Source organism: Thauera linaloolentis 47Lol = DSM 12138 (assembly GCF_000310205.1).
Classification (GTDB): Bacteria; Pseudomonadota; Gammaproteobacteria; order Burkholderiales; family Rhodocyclaceae; genus Thauera; species Thauera linaloolentis.
In genome coordinates this window covers 137,867-155,569 of the sequence record NZ_AMXE01000001.1, presented here as the reverse complement: position 1 = coordinate 155,569, position 17,703 = coordinate 137,867, and the positions used below count along the sequence as shown (strand labels likewise).

Below are 17,703 nucleotides of genomic sequence, written 5' to 3'. Positions count from 1 at the left end.
GAGGGCGGTTTTTTTCATGCTGCAGGTGCTTGCTCAGGCCTTCTTGCGACGCAGGGCGCCGAGACCGGCCAGGCCGAGGCCCAGCAGAGCCAGCGAACCGGGTTCCGGAACCGGGTTCGTCGGGGTGTTGTCGGTGTAGGAGTAGGTCACCTTGGCGCCGCAGCCGGCTTGGGTGTTCTGCGTCACGATGACGTTGCCGCCGCCGCCGGATTGCGAGTTGGTCACGAAGCTCTCGCACTGGAAGGTCAGAAGGTCGGAGCCGATGAAGTTGGTAAACAGGTTTGCAGCAACGTTCAGGCTCAGCGATTCGCTGATGTCGACCTGGCCCAGATCCACCGTGTTGCCGCTGCCGATGCTGATGAAACCATTGGTGTTGAACAGCTCGATCGAGACAACGTCTGCGAGCGGGCCGGTGAAGACCAGATCCAGAACGCTGCTGAAGCGGAAGCTCTGATCTTGGGCTGCGGTGTTCTGGATGGTGACACCGGAAACGCCTTGACCGAAGAATTCGACCGTTACCGCTTCCAGAGTACCGAGGCCGCTGTCGAACTTGTTCAGCGTGAGGGTTTGGTTGATTTCGGTGACTTGGAGGTTCAGCGGAGCTTCAAACGAGATCACAGCTGCGTTGGCGCCGAAGCCCAGGGTAGCGAGAGCGATGGCAAAAGCGGTCTTTTTCATGACTGTTGGTACCTATTTCAGGGCTCGTGGCCTGTTGGTTGGAAAATCAAATCCAGTAAAGCAAGGGGTGTGCCACGGTATGTAATATATTGTTTTAAAAGGTGTTATGTTTATGGAATTCACCCGCAATGCTTTGCGTGTAAAGAATGTCGACATCCTTCAGGCGTGACCAAGGTCCCGGGAATGCCGCGGCGCGGGGCCCCTTTAATTCATTGGCATGAAGGGGGCGTACGGGTCTGCCCAAACCGGATGAAGCCTGAAGTGGAGTGTGATGCTGGATGGGGTTGGCTGAAGGGAAGGGGGCTTCCAGGCTCAGGCGACTTTCGTCCTGGCTGCGGCAATGCGCGCCACTGCCTCGCGGCCGCTGCGGATGTGCGAGCGCATCAGGGCTTCGGCCGCGCTTGCATTGCGTGCGACGAGTGCGTCGAGGATTGCACGGTGTTCGGCGAGCGATTGCTCGAGCCGCCCTTCTGAAAACAGGGAGTGATGGCGCGACAGTTTGATGACCTTGCGCAGGTCTTCGATCACATGGAGCAGCCAGTGGTTGTCGGCAAGTTCCTGGATGGCGCGGTGAAAGCCCTGGTTGGCCTCGAAGAAGCCTTCTATGTCCTTGGCCGCGGCGGCGCGCTCGAGATCGGCGTGGATGGCCTTGAGGCGTTCGAGATTGGTGTCGGTCGCACGGCTGACCAGCACGCGCGCGCATTCCCCTTCGAGCAGCGCCATGACGGAGAACACCTCGTCGAGGTCGCGTTCCGATATCTCCGTCACGTAGCAGCCGCGGCGCGGCTTGAGGGTGACGAGCCCTTCGGAGGTGAGGACTTTCAGCGCCTCGCGCAGCGGCGTGCGCGAGATGCCGTACTGCTCGGCCAGCGCCTGCTCGTCCACCCAGGTTCCCGGCGGAAGTTCGTGCGAAAAGATCCGCTCGCGCAGGCGTTCGGCGACTTCCTGGTACAGGGCGAGTGGAGCGATGCGGGATGCTTTCATGAATGCGGTGTGGGCGGAGTGCGTTTGTCGCATATCTGCCAGTTTCAGAGTGCGGCCATTATCACCCTGTTGCTTAGGATTTGCGTTCATAATTATGGATAAAGTATTATTTCGCCGATGCAACAAGTCAACTTCCTTCACGCTGCGCGGCGTGGGAGGCGCAGGGCGACAGCCCGGCGAACAGGAGAGGGGCCGTGCGGCGTGGCGGGACGTCGACGGCCGCTCGCGGCATTGAGCCGCGGGCGGCTTCGTCGCCGTCTGCCGTGGTGTGGGCGCGGGATAAGATCGTCCCGCCAGCACCCTGGCTGTGTCGCCATCTGATACTGAACTGCCGCAGTTGCGGCGCCTGATTTCAAGAGGTTTCCATGTCGAACGCCAATGAGCCGATCTACCCCCAGCCCGATCCCGAGGCCTGGAAAAAAGCCGCAGCCAAGCATGCGCCCGGCGGTGACATCGAGAAGCTCAACTGGATCACGCCCGAAGGCCTGACGGTCAAGCCGCTGTATACGAAGGCCGATACCGAGAATCTGCCGCACGCCGATACGCTGCCGGGCTTCGAGCCCTTCCTGCGCGGGCCGCAGCCGACCATGTACGCGGTCAAGCCGTGGACCATCCGCCAGTACGCCGGCTTCTCCACCGCCGAGGCGTCCAACGCCTTCTATCGCAAGGCGCTTGCCGCCGGCGGCCAGGGCGTGTCGGTGGCCTTCGACCTGGCCACCCACCGCGGCTACGACTCCGACCATCCGCGCGTGACCGGCGACGTCGGCAAGGCCGGCGTGGCGATCGACTCGGTGGAGGACATGAAGATCCTCTTCGACAGCATTCCGCTCGACAAGATCTCGGTATCGATGACCATGAACGGTGCGGTGCTGCCGATCCTGGCCGGCTACATCATCGCCGCCGAAGAGCAGGGCGTGAGCCAAGACAAGCTCTCGGGGACCATCCAGAACGACATCCTCAAGGAGTTCATGGTCCGCAACACCTACATCTACCCGCCGACGCCGTCGATGAAGATCATCGCCGACATTTTCCAGTACACGTCGGCCAACATGCCCAAGTTCAACAGCATCTCGATCTCGGGTTACCACATCCAGGAAGCGGGCGCGAACCAGGCCATCGAGCTGGCGTTCACGCTGGCCGACGGCCTCGAATACGTGCGCACCGGCATCAATTCCGGCATGGACGTGGATACTTTCGCCGGGCGGCTGTCGTTCTTCTGGGCGGTGGGCATGAACTTCTACCTGGAGATCGCAAAGATGCGCGCGGCGCGTCTGCTGTGGTGGCGGATCATGAAGCAGTTCAACCCCAAGAGCGCCAAGTCGATGATGCTGCGCACCCACTCGCAGACTTCCGGCTGGTCGCTCACCGAGCAGGACCCGTACAACAACGTCGTGCGCACCACCATCGAGGCGATGGCGGCGGTGTTCGGCGGCACCCAGTCGCTGCACACCAACGCGCTCGACGAAGCCATCGCGCTGCCGACCGAGTTCTCCGCGCGCATCGCGCGCAACACGCAGATCATCATCCAGGAAGAAACGCACATCTGTAACGTCGTCGACCCCTGGGCCGGCTCCTACATGATGGAGAAGCTGACCCAGGACATGGCCGACAAGGCGTGGGCGCTGATCGAAGAGATCGAGGCCATGGGCGGCATGACCAAGGCGGTGGAATCCGGCTGGGCCAAGATGAAGGTCGAGGAATGCGCCGCCGACAAGCAGGCGCGCATCGACTCGGGCAAGGACGTGATCGTCGGCGTGAACAAGTACAAGCTGGCGAAGGAAGACCCGATCGAGATCCTCGATATCGACAACCACGCCGTGCGCGAGGCGCAGATCGCCCGCCTCAACAAGATGCGCGAAACACGCGACGCCGTCGCCGTGCAGGCCGCGCTGGATGCGCTGACCGCGTGCGCCGAGACGGGCGAGGGCAATCTGCTCGACCTGACGGTGAAGGCGATCCGCCTGCGTGCCTCGGTGGGCGAGGTGTCGGATGCGCTGGAAAAGGTCTTCGGCCGTTTCCGCGCCAATCCGCAGGCCGTGTCCGGCGTGTATGGAGCCGTCGTGGAAGAACAGGAAGACTGGAAGGCCTTGAAGGCCGAGATCGAAGCCTTCGTCGCCGAAGAAGGGCGCCGTCCCCGCATCATGATCGCCAAGCTCGGCCAGGATGGCCACGACCGTGGCGCCAAGGTGGTGGCCTCGGCGTTTGCCGACCTCGGCTTCGACATCGACATCGGCCCGCTCTTCCAGACACCGGAAGAAGCCGCCCGCCACGCGGTGGAAAACGACGTGCACGCGGTGGGCTGCTCCAGTCTCGCCGCCGGCCACAAGACTCTGGTGCCGCAGATCATCGGCGAACTGAAGCGGCTGGGGGCGGACGACATCATCACCTTCGTCGGCGGCGTGATCCCGGCGCAGGACTACGATGCCTTGTATGCTGCCGGCGCCAAGGGCATCTTCGGGCCGGGCACACCGATCCCGACCGCTGCCCGCGAGGTGCTGAAACAGATCCGCGCCGCCCGCAGCGCCGCCTGAGCCGGAGCGCCTTCACGGCCCCGCGCGGCTCGTCCGCCGCGCGGGGCCGCGCAGCTTATGCAACAGCCGTCCCGATGCCGATGAACATGTCCGAATCCCTGTCCGCAACGAGGCCCGATCTTGAAGCCGCCGACCGTGCCCTGGTCGAGGGCGTGATCGCGCGTCAGCTGCGCCCGCTGGCCAAGACGATCACGCTGATCGAGTCGCAGCGCGAAGACCACAAGGCGCGCGCCCAGCAGGTGCTCGAAGCCTTGCTGCCGCATACCGGCGGCGCGATGCGGGTGGGCATCTCGGGCGTGCCCGGCGTGGGCAAGTCGACCTTCATCGAGGCGCTCGGCCTGTATCTGATCGAGCAGGGCCTGCGCGTCGCGGTGCTGGCGGTGGACCCCTCATCCTCGGTCACGGGCGGCTCCATCCTCGGCGACAAGACGCGCATGGAGCTGCTCAGCCAGAACCCCGCGGCCTTCATCCGCCCCAGTCCCTCGGCCTGCAGTTTGGGCGGCGTGGCCGAGAAGACGCGCGAATCCATGCTGGTGTGCGAGGCGGCGGGCTTCGACGTGATCATCGTCGAGACGGTCGGCGTCGGCCAGAGCGAGACCGCGGTGGCGGGCATGACCGACATCTTCTGCCTGCTGCAACTGCCTAATGCCGGCGACGACCTGCAGGCGATCAAGAAGGGGATCATGGAGATCGCCGACCTCATCGTCATCAACAAGGCCGACATCGATCCCGCCGCGGCGATGCGCGCCAGGTCGCAGATCAAGACCGCGCTGCACATGCTGCGCCCGGCCAGCCCGAACTGGACAGTGCCGGTGCTGACCTTGTCGGCGCTGCACAAGCAGGGCGTGGCCGATTTCTGGAATGCGGTGACGGACTACCGCAAGGCGCTGACGGCTTCGGGCGAGTTCGCCGCCAAGCGCCAGCAGCAGGCCATGGCATGGATGTGGGAGCTGATCGATTCGGGGCTGCGCAGCCGTTTCCGCAACCACCCGCAGGTCAGGCACGAATTGCCGGCGCTGGCGCGCGCGGTGGAAGAGGGCAGCACCACGCCCTCGGTCGCCGCGCTGCGCCTGCTCGGCCACCTTTGAGGTAAATCGAGCGTCCGCGCGCGCCGCGGGCGGACAATCCATACGATCTGACAGGAGATCATCAATGCAAGACATCATTCGCCAGCTGGAGGAGAAGCGCGAGAAGGCCCGCCTCGGCGGTGGCCAGAAGCGCATCGACGGCCAGCACGCCAAGGGCAAGCTGACCGCCCGCGAACGTATCCAGCTGCTGCTCGACGACGATAGCTTCGAAGAGTGGGACATGTTCAAGGAGCACCGCTGCAACGAGTTCGGCATGGATGCCGACCATACGCCGGGCGACGGCGTCGTCACCGGCTACGGCACCGTCAACGGCCGCCTGGTGTTCGTGTTCTCGCAGGATTTCACCGTGTTCGGCGGCTCGCTGTCCGAAACCCACGCCGAGAAGATCTGCAAGGTCATGGACCATGCGATGAAGGTCGGCGCGCCGGTGATCGGCCTCAACGACTCGGGCGGCGCCCGCATCCAGGAAGGCGTGGATTCGCTCGGCGGCTACGCCGACGTGTTCCAGCGCAACGTGCTCGCGTCCGGCGTCGTGCCGCAGATCTCGCTGATCATGGGGCCGTGCGCCGGCGGTGCGGTGTACAGCCCGTCGATGACCGATTTCATCTTCATGGTCAAGGATTCGTCCTACATGTTCGTGACCGGTCCCGAAGTGGTCAAGACCGTGACCCACGAAGAGGTCACCGCCGAGGAACTGGGCGGCGCCGTCACCCACACCAGCAAGTCGGGCGTGGCCGACCTGGCGTTCGAGAACGACGTCGAGGCGCTGATGATGACCCGCCGCCTGGTCGGCTTCATCCCCGCCAGCAATCGCGAAAAGCCGCCCTCGGTGCCTGCCGTCGACCCCGCCGACCGTCTGGATCATTCGCTCGACACGCTGGTGCCGAGCAACCCCAACCAGCCGTACGACATGAAGGAGCTGATCGTCAAGATGGTCGACGACGGCGACTTCTTCGAGCTCCAGCCCGACTACGCCAAGAACATCATCATCGGCTTCGCGCGCATGGAGGGTTCGCCGGTGGGCATCGTCGCCAACCAGCCGCTGGTGCTGGCCGGCTGCCTCGACATCAAGTCCTCGATCAAGGCCGCGCGCTTCGTGCGCTTCTGCGACGCCTTCAACATCCCGGTGGTGACGCTGGTCGATGTGCCCGGCTTCATGCCCGGCACCGCGCAGGAATACGGCGGCATCATCAAGCACGGCGCCAAGCTGCTGTACGCCTACGCCGAATGCACGGTGCCCAAGGTCACCCTGATCACGCGCAAGGCCTATGGCGGCGCCTACGACGTGATGTCGTCCAAGCACCTGCGCGGCGACGTCAACTTCGCCTGGCCGAGCGCCGAGATCGCGGTGATGGGGCCGAAGGGCGCGGTGGAGATCATCTTCCGCGAGGAAAAGAACGATCCCGCCAAGATCGCCGAGCGCGAGGCCGAATACAAGCGCCGCTTCGCCAACCCCTTCGTGGCCGGCGCACGCGGCTTCATCGACGACGTCATCATGCCGCACGAAACCCGCAAGCGCGTGTGCCGTTCGCTGGCGATGCTCAAGGACAAGGAACTGGAAAACCCGTGGCGCAAGCACGGCAACATCCCGCTCTGATCTGCGCACGAGGAAAACATCAATGTTCAAGAAAATACTGATTGCAAACCGGGGGGAGATCGCCTGCCGGGTCATCAAGACCGCCCGCAAGATGGGCATCGCCACCGTGGCCGTGCACTCGGAAGCGGACAAGGACGCGCTGTTCGTCGACATGGCGGACGAGGCCGTGTGCATCGGCCCGGCGCCGTCCAAGGAATCCTACCTGGTGATGGACAAGATCATCGCTGCCTGCAAGCAGACCGGCGCTGAAGCGGTGCATCCGGGCTACGGCTTCCTGTCGGAGAACGCCGAGTTCTCGCGCCGCCTGGAAGAGGAAGGCATCAAGTTCATCGGCCCGAAGCATTACTCGGTCGCCAAGATGGGCGACAAGATCGAGTCCAAGAAACTGGCGATCGAAGCGGGCGTGAACACCATTCCCGGCTACAACGACGCGATCGCAGGTCCCGACGAGGCCGTCGAGATCGCGAAGAAGATCGGTTATCCGGTGATGATCAAGGCCTCCGCCGGCGGTGGCGGCAAGGGCCTGCGCGTGGCCTTCAACGACAAGGAAGCGCATGAAGGCTTCGCCTCCTGCGTCAACGAAGCGCGCAATGCCTTCGGCGACGACCGCGTCTTCATCGAGAAGTACGTGCTCGAACCGCGCCACATCGAGATCCAGGTGCTGGGCGATTCGCACGGCAACTACGTCTATCTGAACGAACGCGATTGCTCGATCCAGCGCCGTCACCAGAAGGTCATCGAGGAAGCGCCGAGCCCCTTCGTCGATCCCGAGATGCGCAAGGCGATGGGCGAGCAGGCCGTGGCGCTGGCGCGTGCGGTGAACTACGAGTCGGCCGGTACGGTCGAGTTCGTGGTGAGCGGCGCGACCAAGGAGTTCTACTTCCTGGAGATGAACACCCGCCTGCAGGTGGAGCACCCGGTCACCGAGCTCATCACCGGCCTCGACCTGGTCGAGCAGATGATTCGCGTGGCCTACGGCGAGAAGCTGCCGCTCAGCCAGGCCGACGTGAAGATCGACGGCTGGTCGATGGAATGCCGCATCAACGCCGAAGATCCGTTCCGCGGCTTCCTTCCTTCCACCGGTCGTCTGGTGAAGTTCCAGGCGCCGCAGGAGGTTCCTGGCCAGGTGCGCGTCGATACCGGCGTGTATGAGGGCGGCGAGATCTCGATGTACTACGACTCGATGATCGCCAAGCTGATCGTGCACGGCAAGGATCGCAACCAGGCCATCGAGCGCATGCGCGACGCGCTGAACCTCTTCGTGATCCGCGGCATCAGCTCCAACATCCCCTTCCAGGCGGCGCTGCTGCAGCACCCGCGCTTCTGCTCGGGGCAGTTCAACACCGGCTTCATCGCCGAAGAGTACCCGCAAGGCTTCGACGCCTCGATGGTGCCGCACGACGATCCCGCGCTGCTGGCGGCGGTCGCCACCTTCGCCCGCATGCGCTACATCGAGCGCGCGGTGCAGATCGACGGCCAGCTCGCCGGGCACGGCCGCAAGGTCGCCAAGAACTGGGTCGTGGTCATGGGCGGCAAGCACTACCCGCTGACCACCCGGCCGATCGAGGGCGGCCTGTCCGTCACGCACGAAGGCAAGACCTACGACATCGTTTCCAACTGGACCTTCGGCGACCTGCTGTTCAGCGGCACCGTCAACGGCGCGCCGATCGGCCTGCAGATCGAACGCCGCGGCCTGCGCTACCGCATCTCGCACTTCGGTCTGCAGGTCGAGCCGATGGTGATGACGGTGCGCGCCGCGCATCTGCTGTCGCTGATGCCCGAGAAGCTGCCGCCCGACATGTCGAAGTTCCTGCTGTCGCCGATGCCGGGTCTGCTGCGCGAAGTCGCCGTGGCCGAAGGGCAGGAAGTGAAGGCGGGCGAGAAGCTCGCCGTCATCGAGGCGATGAAGATGGAAAACCTGCTCAAGGCCGAGCAGGACGGCAAGGTCAAGAAGATCGTCGCCAAGCCGGGCGCCAGCCTGTCGGTGGACGAAGTCATCATCGAGTTCGAATGAGCGGGCGCGATCGACGTTTTTGATCGATAGGGAGGGAGATCCGGGCATCAGCCCGGGTGCCTGTCGGATCGGCGGGCCTGCGTAAGCAGGCCCGTTTTTTTCATGTGTAGCAGATGAATGTTGCGGACTGGCAACAACGGGAGGGATTAGTTATGTAAATGAGAATCCGTATCAGTATCATTATAGTTTTCGGTTTCTCGCAGAACCATTGGAAGGGGATTTTCATGACGCACCGCATCATTCGTCTGCCGCGCCTGAGCCGTATCGCTTTGGCTGTCTGCGCCTTGTCCGCGCAGCTTGCCCATGCGCAGGACAATGCCAAGCAACTCGAGGAAGTCGTGGTGACGGCCTCCGCAGAAGAAGAGGCCAAACGCTCCCTGGGGGTCTCCATCCTCACCGCCGAAGATATCGAAAAGCAGCCGCCGGCGGCCGATCTTTCCGAAGTGCTGCGCCGCGAACCCGGCGTCAATCTCACCGGCAGCGCGTCCTCCGGCATGCGCGGCAACCGTCGCCAGATCGACCTGCGCGGCATGGGGCCGGACAACACCCTGGTTCTCATCGATGGCCGTCCGGCGCGCTCGCGCAACGCCTCGCGCCAGGGCTGGACCGGCGAGCGCGACACCGACGGCGACACCGGCTGGGTCCCGCCCGAGGCCATCGAGAAGGTCGAGATCCTGCGTGGCCCGTCGGCGGCCCGCTATGGTTCCGGCGCGATGGGCGGCGTGGTCAACATCATCACCAAGCGCCCCACCGACAAGCTCGCCGGCTCGGTCACGCTGTACGGCAACTTCCAGCAGGATGGCGACGAAGGCGACACCTACCGTACCACCTTCAACCTCGCCGGCCCGCTCGGCGAGCGCCTGGGCTTCCGCCTGTACGGCGGCTATGCCAAGACCGAGCCCGACGCGCTGGGCATCAATGCCGGATATTCGCATGTGCAGAACGGCATCCCCGCCGCTGCCGGCAAGACCGGCAACCGCAACCAGTACATCAACGGCCTGCTGACGCTGGACATCGACAGCAGCCAGAAGCTCGAAATGGACCTGGGCTACAGCCGCAAGAGCGACCTGTACTCCGGCGACACGCAGAACATGAACGGCTACGAGACCGGCGGCTCGGCGATCTTCGATTCCGTGGCCGACCTGCACGGCAAGGAAACCACGGTGGTGTACCGCAGCAGCGCCGGCCTGACGCACCGCGGCAACTGGGACTGGGGCAGCTCGCGCGTGGGCCTGTCGTATGCGGAAACCCGCAATTCGCGGGGCACGGAAGGGCTGTTCGGCGGCCCGGAAGGCGCTTTCCTCTCCGAATCGGGCGCCCAGGGTCAGCCCGGCCGCTACCGCGCCGATCTCAAGGAAGCCCGGCTGGACGGCGAGGTCAACCTGCCGCTGAAATGGTTCGGCGTCAGCCAGTTGCTGACCGTGGGCGGCGAGATCGCCCATGAATCCCTCGACGATCCGGGCAGCACCCGCGTCCTCATCCATCCCAGCACCGGCGCCAGCCTCGACCCGGACAGCCTGGCGGGCCGCACCGGGCGCAACGACATGTCGTACACCAGCTACGCGGTGTTCGTGGAAAGCAACATCGCCGTCAGCGACGACCTGATCCTCACGCCCTCGCTGCGCCTGAACGAGCACGAAAAGTTCGGCTTCAATGCCAGCCCGGGCATCTCCGCCTCGTATGCGCTGAATCCGGCGTGGACGATCAAGGGCGGCGTGGCGCGTGCCTACAAGACTCCCAACCTCTACCAGGCCAACCCCAACTACCTGCTCTACAGCCAGGGCATCGGCTGCCGTACGGATGCGGCGCCTTGCTTCCTGCAGGGCAACGAGGACCTCGACAGCGAAACCAGCGTGAACAAGGAAATCGGCATCGCCTACGACGCTGGCGGCAGGCTCAGCGCCAGCGCCACCTACTTCCACAACGACTACAAGGACAAGATCGTCGCCGGCGTGACCCCGATCGGGCAGGTCGCCTCCGGCCCGCGCAACCCCTACGTCCTGCAATGGGAGAACACCCCCGAGGCGGTGGTGTCCGGCGTGGAAGGCAACCTGCTCATCGCGCTGAGCGACGCGCTGGATTGGAACACCAACCTGACCTACATGATCGAGTCCGAGGACAAGACCTATGGCCAGCCCTTGAGCGTGATCCCCAAGTACACCGTCAACACCACGCTGGACTGGCAGGCCACCGACAAGCTGTCGGTGTCGGCGCAGGTGACCTGGTACGGCAAGCAGGAGCCGGCCACCTTCGACATCCGCCGCGGCGAAGAGATCAGCGACTCCGGCGGCAAGCTCGGCGCCTACTCGCTGGTGGGCCTCAACGCCGGCTACAAGTTCGACAAGACCTTCTCGCTGCGTGTCGGCGTCAGCAATCTGTTCGACAAGAAGATCCACCGCAGCGGCCTCAACAGCGGCACCAGCAACGTTCTGGTGCGCGGCGCGGGCGCGCGCACCTATAACGAACATGGCCGTGCTTTCTTCGCCAGCCTGACCGCATCGTTCTGAGCGCGGACGAACGGCCGGCAACAAAACCTCCTGGGCCCGTCCCAGGAGGTTTTTTTTCGTCCGTCGCGTTTCGTGCGCCGGGGTGGGGAACCAAACGGCCGACTCACGTTCGTATTTACACAAATATACTTTGTGAAATACCATGCGCCCACTTCCATCGAGCCCGCGAAGCGGGCGCATGCCGGTCCGGACCCTGGTGCCCCCCCACTTTCGTGCGCCGCCGGACCGATTCCCGACTCCCTGACGACTGAACGACCCGAGCCGACCGGCTCCGGTCGCAAGGCCGTGGGCGCCGTATCTGCGGTGGTCCGCATGTCGTCAGGCCAGACCGAAAGGAGACGACAGATGAGTGCTCAAGTCCAGCCCCTCAAGGCCAGTTGGAGCATCGAACAGGCGACCCAGGCGGCTTTCGAGCCGGTGCCGTTCAAGGTATACACCCAGCGCGACCTCGACCGCATCGTGCAACTCGGCAGGCTCTCCCCCGAGCAGCGCTTCGAGATGAAGGTGGTGTCCTCGGTATTGCCGTTCCGCGTCAACCAGTATGTCATCGACGAACTGATCGACTGGAGCGACATTCCCGCCGATCCCATCTTCCAGCTCACCTTTCCGCAACGCGGCATGCTCGCGCCGGAACATTTCGAGCGTATTGCCAGCCTGCTGCGCAGCGGGGCGGACAAGGCCGAGCTGGATCAGGCCATCGCCGAGGTGCGCCACGAGCTCAACCCGCATCCCGCCGACCAGATGGAGATGAACATGCCGCGCGACGAGTCCGGCGAACGTCTCGACGGCATCCAGCACAAGTACCGCGAGACCGTGCTGTTCTTCCCCAGCCAGGGGCAGACCTGCCACAGCTACTGCACCTTCTGCTTCCGCTGGGCGCAGTTCGTCGGCGACAAGGAACTGCGCATCTCCGCCTCCGAGGCGAAGACGCTGCACGACTATCTGCGCCGCAACACCGAGGTGACCGACCTGCTGTTTACCGGCGGCGATCCGATGGTGATGAAGACGCGCCATCTGCGCGACTATCTCGAGCCCCTGCTCAAACCCGAATTCGACCACATCCAGACGATCCGCATCGGCAGCAAGGCCCTGACTTTCTGGCCGCACCGCTTCCTGGGAACCGAGGACGCCGACGACCTCATCTGCCTGCTGACGCAACTGGTCGAGGCAGGCAAGCACGTCGCGCTGATGGCGCACTACAACCACTGGAAGGAACTCGACACCGATGCCGCGCAGGCGGCGATCCAGCGCATCCGCAGCACCGGCGCGGTGATCCGCGCCCAGGGGCCGCTGCTCGCGCACATCAACGACGACCCGGCGGTATGGGCGAAGATGTGGAAGCTGCAGGTCAAGCTCGGCATCGTGCCCTACTACATGTTCGCCGAGCGCGACACCGGCGCGCGGGCCTACTTCGAAGTGCCGCTGGCCCGCGCATGGGAAATCTACCGCGAAGCCATGCAGCAGGTGTCCGGTCTCGCGCGTACCGCGCGCGGCCCCAGCATGAGCGCCAGCCCCGGCAAGGTCGAGATTCAGGGCGTGGCCGAAGTGGCCGGCGAAAAGGTCTTCGTGCTGCGCTTCATCCAGGGGCGCAACCCGGATTGGGTTCAGCGCCCGTTCTTCGCCAAGTACGACGAAGAAGCCACCTGGCTGCACCACCTGAAGCCCGCCTTCGGCGAGGAAAAGTGGTTCTGGGAAGACGAGTACGAGGCGATTCGCTGCGACAAGCTCAGCGCGGCGGGCTTGGCCGCCTAGGCGAGGGGCGCTGTCCGGCGTCCGCCCCCTCCCGCATCGTCCGTCGGCGGAGTAGCATCCCGTCAGGAACAGGTGGGAGGAGATGATGGATTTTCGCAATGGCAGGGAAAGCCGCAACGTCGAAGACAGGCGAGGCCAGGGTGGGCGCAGCCTGGGCGGGCGCGGCAAGATCGGCATCGGCACCATCGTGCTGGCGCTGGTGGCGATGTACTTCGGCATCGACCCGAGCGTCGTGCTCGACACCGCCTCCGTCGCGCAGCCGCCCGCCGGCTCTTCGCAGCCGGCGGCGGTCCGGTCCGAGGCAGAGAACGAGTTGGCCCGTTTTTCGTCGATGGTGCTGGCCGATACCGAGGACACCTGGGGGCCGATCTTCCGGGCCTCCGGCCAGCAGTACCGGGAGCCGGGCCTCGTGCTGTACACCGGGACGACGCGCAGCGCCTGCGGCGTCGGAAAGGCGCAGATGGGGCCGTTCTATTGCCCGGCGGATGGCAAGGTCTACCTCGACCTCTCTTTCTTCGACGATCTGCACCGGAGTTTCGGCGCGCCTGGCGATTTCGCCCAGGCCTACGTGATCGCGCACGAGGTTGGCCATCATGTCCAGAACCTGCTCGGCATTTCAGGCAAGGTGCAGCAGGCGCGCCAGCGCGCGTCGGAGCGCGAGGCCAACCAGCTGTCGGTGCGGCTCGAACTGCAGGCCGACTGCCTGGCCGGCGTCTGGGCCCACCACGCCGACCGTGCGCGGCAGATACTGGAGCAGGGCGACATCGAGGAAGCGCTGGGCGCGGCGAGCGCCATCGGCGACGACCGCATCCAGAAGCAGGCGCAGGGCTACGCGGTGCCCGACAGCTTCACGCACGGCAGCGCGGCGCAGCGCATGCGCTGGTTCCGCACCGGGCTGGAGCGGGGCGATCTGCGTGAATGCGATACCTTCTCGGCGGCGGCGCTGTAGAAGGAGGGGCGATGGGGTTCGCCTGCACCGCCCGGCTTGTCCGTAGGAGCGGTGCTATCGGCAGGGGCGAAGCGAAACCTGCCATTTCATGGAGCGCTCAAGCTTCCAGCTTCGCGAACGCCTCCACCACTTCCACGGGCGCCTGTACCAGTTCGACCAGCACGCCTTCGCCGCCGATCGGGAATTCGTCGTTGCCCTTGGGGTGCAGGAAGGTGATGTCGTAGCCGGCGGCGCCGCGGCGGATGCCGCCGGGGGCGAAGCGCACGCCGTTGGCGGCGAGCCATTCCACCGCCTTGGGCAGGTCATCCACCCACAGGCCGACGTGGTTCAGCGGCGTGGCATGCACGGCCGGCTTCTTTTCCGGGTCGAGCGGCTGCATCAGGTCGACCTCGACCTTGAACGGGCCGCTGCCCATTGCGCAGATGTCCTCATCGACGTTTTCACGTTCCGAGACGAAGTTGCCGGTCACTTCCAGGCCGAGCATGTCGACCCACAGGGTCTTGAGCTTTTCCTTGCTGGGACCGCCGATGGCGATCTGCTGGATACCGAGGATCTTGAACGGGCGTTGGGACGACATGCGGGACTCCAATGTACGGTTAATCAATAACTCATAATTATGAACGTGAAGGCCGTGCTTGCAAACCGCGGGCGGCGATCCTTCAACGCCAGCCGACCTGCGTGGCGAACAGATAGCCCGCGCCGTACACGGTCTTGATCAGCTTCGGATTGTGCGGGTCGTCGTCGAGCTTGCGCCGCAGGCGCGAGATGCGCACGTCGATGCTGCGGTCGAACGGGTCGACGTCGCGTTCGCCCAGCAACTGCTCGCGCGACAGGATCTTGTTCGGGCGGCGGAGCAGGGTGGCGAGCAGGCCTGCCTCGGCGGCCGACAGGCCGATCTCCCGCCCGTCGGGAGCGGTCAGGGTGTGGCGGTTGCTGTCGAACTCCCAGCCGGAAAAACTGGCGATGCCCGGTTCGCCGGACGTTTCCGGCGCGGCCGAGCGCTGGTAGCGGCGCAGGATGGAGCGTACGCGCGCAACCAGTTCGCGCGGCTCGAAGGGTTTGACGATGTAGTCGTCGGCACCGAGCTCCAGGCCGAGCACGCGGTCGGTGACGTCGTTGCGGCCGGTCAGGATCAGCACCGCGCAGGGCGTGCCGTCCTGCAACTGGCGCACGACCTGCATGCCGTCCATGTCGGGCAGGCCGAGGTCGACGATGCACAGATCGGGCGACAGACCGCGCGCGCGCGCCAGCAGGTCGCGGCCGGTGCGCAGATGCTCGCAGCGGAAGCCGTATTCGGCCAGGTTGGCGCAGATCAGGCGGGCGATGTCCGGCTCGTCCTCCAGGACGAAGACCAGCGGCGCGGGGTTGTCCGGTGTGCTCGTCGTCATGTCGGGCTTTCCTCCTTTGCCGGGTTCGTGGGGGTGGGGCCTGCATCCGCGCCGGCGGCCAGCCCTGCCAGCGCGGTGGCCAGCGCCGGCGGATCGAAAGGCTTGCGCAGCACGGGTATGTTGGCCACGGCATCGTCGCCGGCGGGCCGTTCGCTGGCGTAGCCGGTGATCAGCAGGATGGGCAGCGCGGGGCGCAGCGCGCGCGCGCGCCGGGCCAGCTCATGGCCGTTCAGGCCGCCCGGCATGACCGTATCGCTGACCAGCACCGCGATGTTCTCGATGTTCTCGAGCAGGGCCAGGGCCTCGACGCCGTCGCCGGCCTCGATCACTGGGTAGCCGAGCGTGGTGAGCTGCATGCGGATGACCTTGCGCACCTCGGGCTCGTCCTCCACCAGCAGCACCGGGCCGCATCCGCGCGCCGCCGGCACCGATGCGGCGCTTTCCTGCGCCCGGGCCGGCGCGGACGGCTGGGTCGCGGGCAGCACGAAGCGGACGTTGGTGCCCTTGCCCGGCGTGCTGAGGATGCGGATGTTGCCCCCCGACTGGCGCACGAAGCCATACACCATCGACAGGCCGAGGCCGCTTCCGCCGCCGAAGGGCTTGGTCGTGAAGAAAGGTTCGAAGACACGCGCCAGCACCGTGGGCTCGATGCCCTTGCCGGTGTCGCTGACGTCGATCTGCACGTAGTCGCCGGGCGGCACTTCGCTGAGCCGGGCCAGGCTGCCGCTGATGTGGCGCGGCTGGACGGTGATCGTGAGCTTACCGCCGCCGCTCATCGCATCGCGTGCATTGATGGCGAGGTTGAGGATCGCGTTCTCGAGCTGGTGGGGGTCGGCGAGCGCGTGGATCGGCGCATCCGGGTACTGCTGCCGCACCGTGATCGTCTCGCCCAGCGTGCGTACCAGCAACTGCGTCATGTTGCGCACCAGCCCGCCGACCTCGACCGCCGCTGGCTCCAGTGTCTGGCGGCGCGAAAAGCCGAGCAGGCGCCGGATCAGCTCGGCGCCGCGGCGCGCTGCCTGCAGTGACGGATCGACGTACTCGGCCCCGTCCCCGCCCGCCAGCTTGTCCTGCAGTGCCGACAGGTTGCCGATGATGATCGTGAGCAGGTTGTTGAAATCGTGCGCGAGGCCGCCGGTGAGCTGGCCCACCGCCTCCATCTTCTGCGCCTGCACCAGCGCGGCCTGGCTGGCCTTCTGTTCGGTGATGTCGATGGACATCACGAAATAGCCGCGGAAGCCGCCTTCGAGCGAGACGTCGGGGACGACCACGCTGCGCGCATGGACCAACTGGCCCTCGGCATTCCTGCGCGCGTACTCGTAGCTCACGCGTTCGCCGGTTTCCGCCTCGCAGAGATAGGTGTCGATGGCGGCGTAGGTATCCTCGCCGAAGACGTCCTCGATCGAGCGGCCGACGATCTTCTCCTTCGTCAGGCCGAACCATTCGGCGTAGGCGCGGTTGGCGAAGCGGTAGCGGCGCCCGGCGTCGACATGGGCGATCATCGCCGGAATGGCGTCCAGGATCAGCCGCATGCGCCCTTCGGACAGGCGCAGGGCGCCGGCGATCTGGTCGATCTCGCGGTTGGCCTGTTCCAGTTCGGCGGTGCGTTCGCGCACCCTGGCTTCGAGGCGCGCGTTCTGTTCCTGGACGAGCGCCTCGGCACGGCGCTGCTCGGTGACGTCGGTCCACAGGGAGACGAAGCCGAGGTTGGGAATGGGCACGCCGCGCACCGCCAGCACCTTGCCGTTGGGGCGCACGCGCTCGACGTAATGCGGCTCGAAGGAGCGCGCCGAGGCCATGCGCGCGGCGACCAGCTTTTCGATGTCGCCCGGGCCGTACTCGCCGCGCTCGGCGTTGAAGCGCACGAAAGCCTCGAACGGCGTGCCGACCTTGACCAGCGATTCGGGAAAGTCGAGCAGCCGGAGCAAGGCCTTGTTCCAGGTCACCAGCTTGGGCGTGGCGTCGAATACCGCGATTGCCTGGTCGAGCAGATCGAAGCCGGCCATCAGCAGGTCGTGCCGGCGGCGCTGCTCGGGCGTGGGTACAAGGTCGTCGGGCTGCGCCATGTGGCGGAGGTCTCCTCTGTCGCGTGTCTCTGGCTATGGTTGCACATTCGGACATGGGCGGGAATCGTTCGCCCGCCTGGGTTGACGTTAGCGTCAACCAACCGCGCGTGCAGCATAGCGGATCGTGCCAGCGGTGTCGCGACGAAGGG

12 protein-coding genes are annotated in these 17,703 nt (G+C 65.4%); 7 read left to right on the top strand and 5 right to left on the bottom strand.

What is annotated here, in order from left to right; translation table 11 throughout:
• Positions 1-33: 33 nt before the first annotated feature.
• Both C666_RS20855 and C666_RS00725 read right to left on the bottom strand, forming a co-directional pair.
• Positions 34-678, bottom strand: coding sequence for a choice-of-anchor E domain-containing protein (locus C666_RS20855; RefSeq protein ID WP_004332482.1), 645 nt, complete (start codon positions 676-678; stop codon positions 34-36).
• A 312-nt stretch (positions 679-990) separates the two neighbouring features.
• Positions 991-1,662, bottom strand: a complete 672-nt coding sequence (locus C666_RS00725; protein WP_028792129.1) for a GntR family transcriptional regulator — start codon at positions 1,660-1,662, stop codon at positions 991-993.
• Between the two features lie 365 nt (positions 1,663-2,027).
• Here C666_RS00725 and scpA point away from each other — a divergent pair, with 365 nt between their 5' ends.
• The 7 genes from scpA to ypfJ all read left to right on the top strand — a co-directional run bounded on the left by scpA (position 2,028) and on the right by ypfJ (position 14,100).
• Positions 2,028-4,193 carry a methylmalonyl-CoA mutase gene (gene scpA, locus C666_RS00720; protein ID WP_004332477.1) on the top strand — a complete coding sequence of 722 codons (2,166 nt, stop codon included), beginning with the start codon at positions 2,028-2,030 and terminating at the stop codon, positions 4,191-4,193.
• A 74-nt stretch (positions 4,194-4,267) separates the two neighbouring features.
• Positions 4,268-5,281 (top strand): methylmalonyl Co-A mutase-associated GTPase MeaB, encoded by a 1,014-nt coding sequence (gene meaB / locus C666_RS00715; protein ID WP_004332475.1) that lies wholly within the window; start codon positions 4,268-4,270, stop codon positions 5,279-5,281.
• Positions 5,282-5,345: 64 nt separating this feature from the next.
• Positions 5,346-6,878, top strand: a complete 1,533-nt coding sequence (locus tag C666_RS00710) for an acyl-CoA carboxylase subunit beta (RefSeq protein WP_004332473.1) — start codon at positions 5,346-5,348, stop codon at positions 6,876-6,878.
• A gap of 22 nt (positions 6,879-6,900) precedes the next feature.
• The gene (gene accC / locus C666_RS00705) at positions 6,901-8,892 is read left to right on the top strand and encodes an acetyl-CoA carboxylase biotin carboxylase subunit (protein WP_004332471.1); all 1,992 of its coding nucleotides are present in this window, start codon (positions 6,901-6,903) and stop codon (positions 8,890-8,892) included.
• A gap of 224 nt (positions 8,893-9,116) precedes the next feature.
• Positions 9,117-11,399, top strand: coding sequence for a FepA family TonB-dependent siderophore receptor (locus C666_RS00700; RefSeq protein ID WP_004332470.1), 2,283 nt, complete (start codon positions 9,117-9,119; stop codon positions 11,397-11,399).
• Positions 11,400-11,744: 345 nt separating this feature from the next.
• The gene (locus C666_RS00695) at positions 11,745-13,151 is read left to right on the top strand and encodes a KamA family radical SAM protein (protein ID WP_004332467.1); all 1,407 of its coding nucleotides are present in this window, start codon (positions 11,745-11,747) and stop codon (positions 13,149-13,151) included.
• 85 nt (positions 13,152-13,236) lie between these two features.
• Entirely contained in the window at positions 13,237-14,100 is an 864-nt protein-coding gene (gene ypfJ / locus C666_RS00690) for a KPN_02809 family neutral zinc metallopeptidase (protein WP_004332465.1), read from the top strand.
• 97 nt (positions 14,101-14,197) lie between these two features.
• Here the strand turns inward: ypfJ and C666_RS00685 are convergent, their stop codons facing one another.
• From C666_RS00685 to C666_RS00675, 3 genes are all read right to left on the bottom strand, one after another.
• The gene (locus C666_RS00685) at positions 14,198-14,677 is read right to left on the bottom strand and encodes a VOC family protein (protein WP_004332463.1); all 480 of its coding nucleotides are present in this window, start codon (positions 14,675-14,677) and stop codon (positions 14,198-14,200) included.
• 82 nt (positions 14,678-14,759) lie between these two features.
• Positions 14,760-15,488 (bottom strand): response regulator transcription factor, encoded by a 729-nt coding sequence (locus C666_RS00680; RefSeq protein WP_004332461.1) that lies wholly within the window; start codon positions 15,486-15,488, stop codon positions 14,760-14,762.
• On the bottom strand, positions 15,485-17,554 hold the full coding sequence (locus C666_RS00675; RefSeq protein WP_004332459.1) for a PAS-domain containing protein: 2,070 nt from the start codon (positions 17,552-17,554) through the stop codon (positions 15,485-15,487). The genes C666_RS00680 and C666_RS00675 overlap by 4 nt, the downstream gene beginning before the upstream one ends.
• Between the last annotated feature and the right edge of the window lie 149 nt (positions 17,555-17,703).

Excerpts from the sequence above, each read along its gene's own strand:
- ypfJ (WP_004332465.1), top strand. The coding sequence starts at position 13,237 with ATGGATTTTCGCAATGGCAGGGAAAGCCGCAACGTCGAAGACAGGCGA.
- C666_RS00710 (WP_004332473.1), top strand. The coding sequence starts at position 5,346 with ATGCAAGACATCATTCGCCAGCTGGAGGAGAAGCGCGAGAAGGCCCGC.
- C666_RS00725 (WP_028792129.1), bottom strand. The coding sequence starts at position 1,662 with ATGAAAGCATCCCGCATCGCTCCACTCGCCCTGTACCAGGAAGTCGCC.
- scpA (WP_004332477.1), top strand. The coding sequence starts at position 2,028 with ATGTCGAACGCCAATGAGCCGATCTACCCCCAGCCCGATCCCGAGGCC.
- C666_RS00685 (WP_004332463.1), bottom strand. The coding sequence starts at position 14,677 with ATGTCGTCCCAACGCCCGTTCAAGATCCTCGGTATCCAGCAGATCGCC.
- accC (WP_004332471.1), top strand. The coding sequence starts at position 6,901 with ATGTTCAAGAAAATACTGATTGCAAACCGGGGGGAGATCGCCTGCCGG.
- C666_RS00700 (WP_004332470.1), top strand. The coding sequence starts at position 9,117 with ATGACGCACCGCATCATTCGTCTGCCGCGCCTGAGCCGTATCGCTTTG.
- C666_RS00680 (WP_004332461.1), bottom strand. The coding sequence starts at position 15,488 with ATGACGACGAGCACACCGGACAACCCCGCGCCGCTGGTCTTCGTCCTG.
- C666_RS00695 (WP_004332467.1), top strand. The coding sequence starts at position 11,745 with ATGAGTGCTCAAGTCCAGCCCCTCAAGGCCAGTTGGAGCATCGAACAG.
- C666_RS00675 (WP_004332459.1), bottom strand. The coding sequence starts at position 17,554 with ATGGCGCAGCCCGACGACCTTGTACCCACGCCCGAGCAGCGCCGCCGG.
- C666_RS20855 (WP_004332482.1), bottom strand. The coding sequence starts at position 678 with ATGAAAAAGACCGCTTTTGCCATCGCTCTCGCTACCCTGGGCTTCGGC.
- meaB (WP_004332475.1), top strand. The coding sequence starts at position 4,268 with ATGCCGATGAACATGTCCGAATCCCTGTCCGCAACGAGGCCCGATCTT.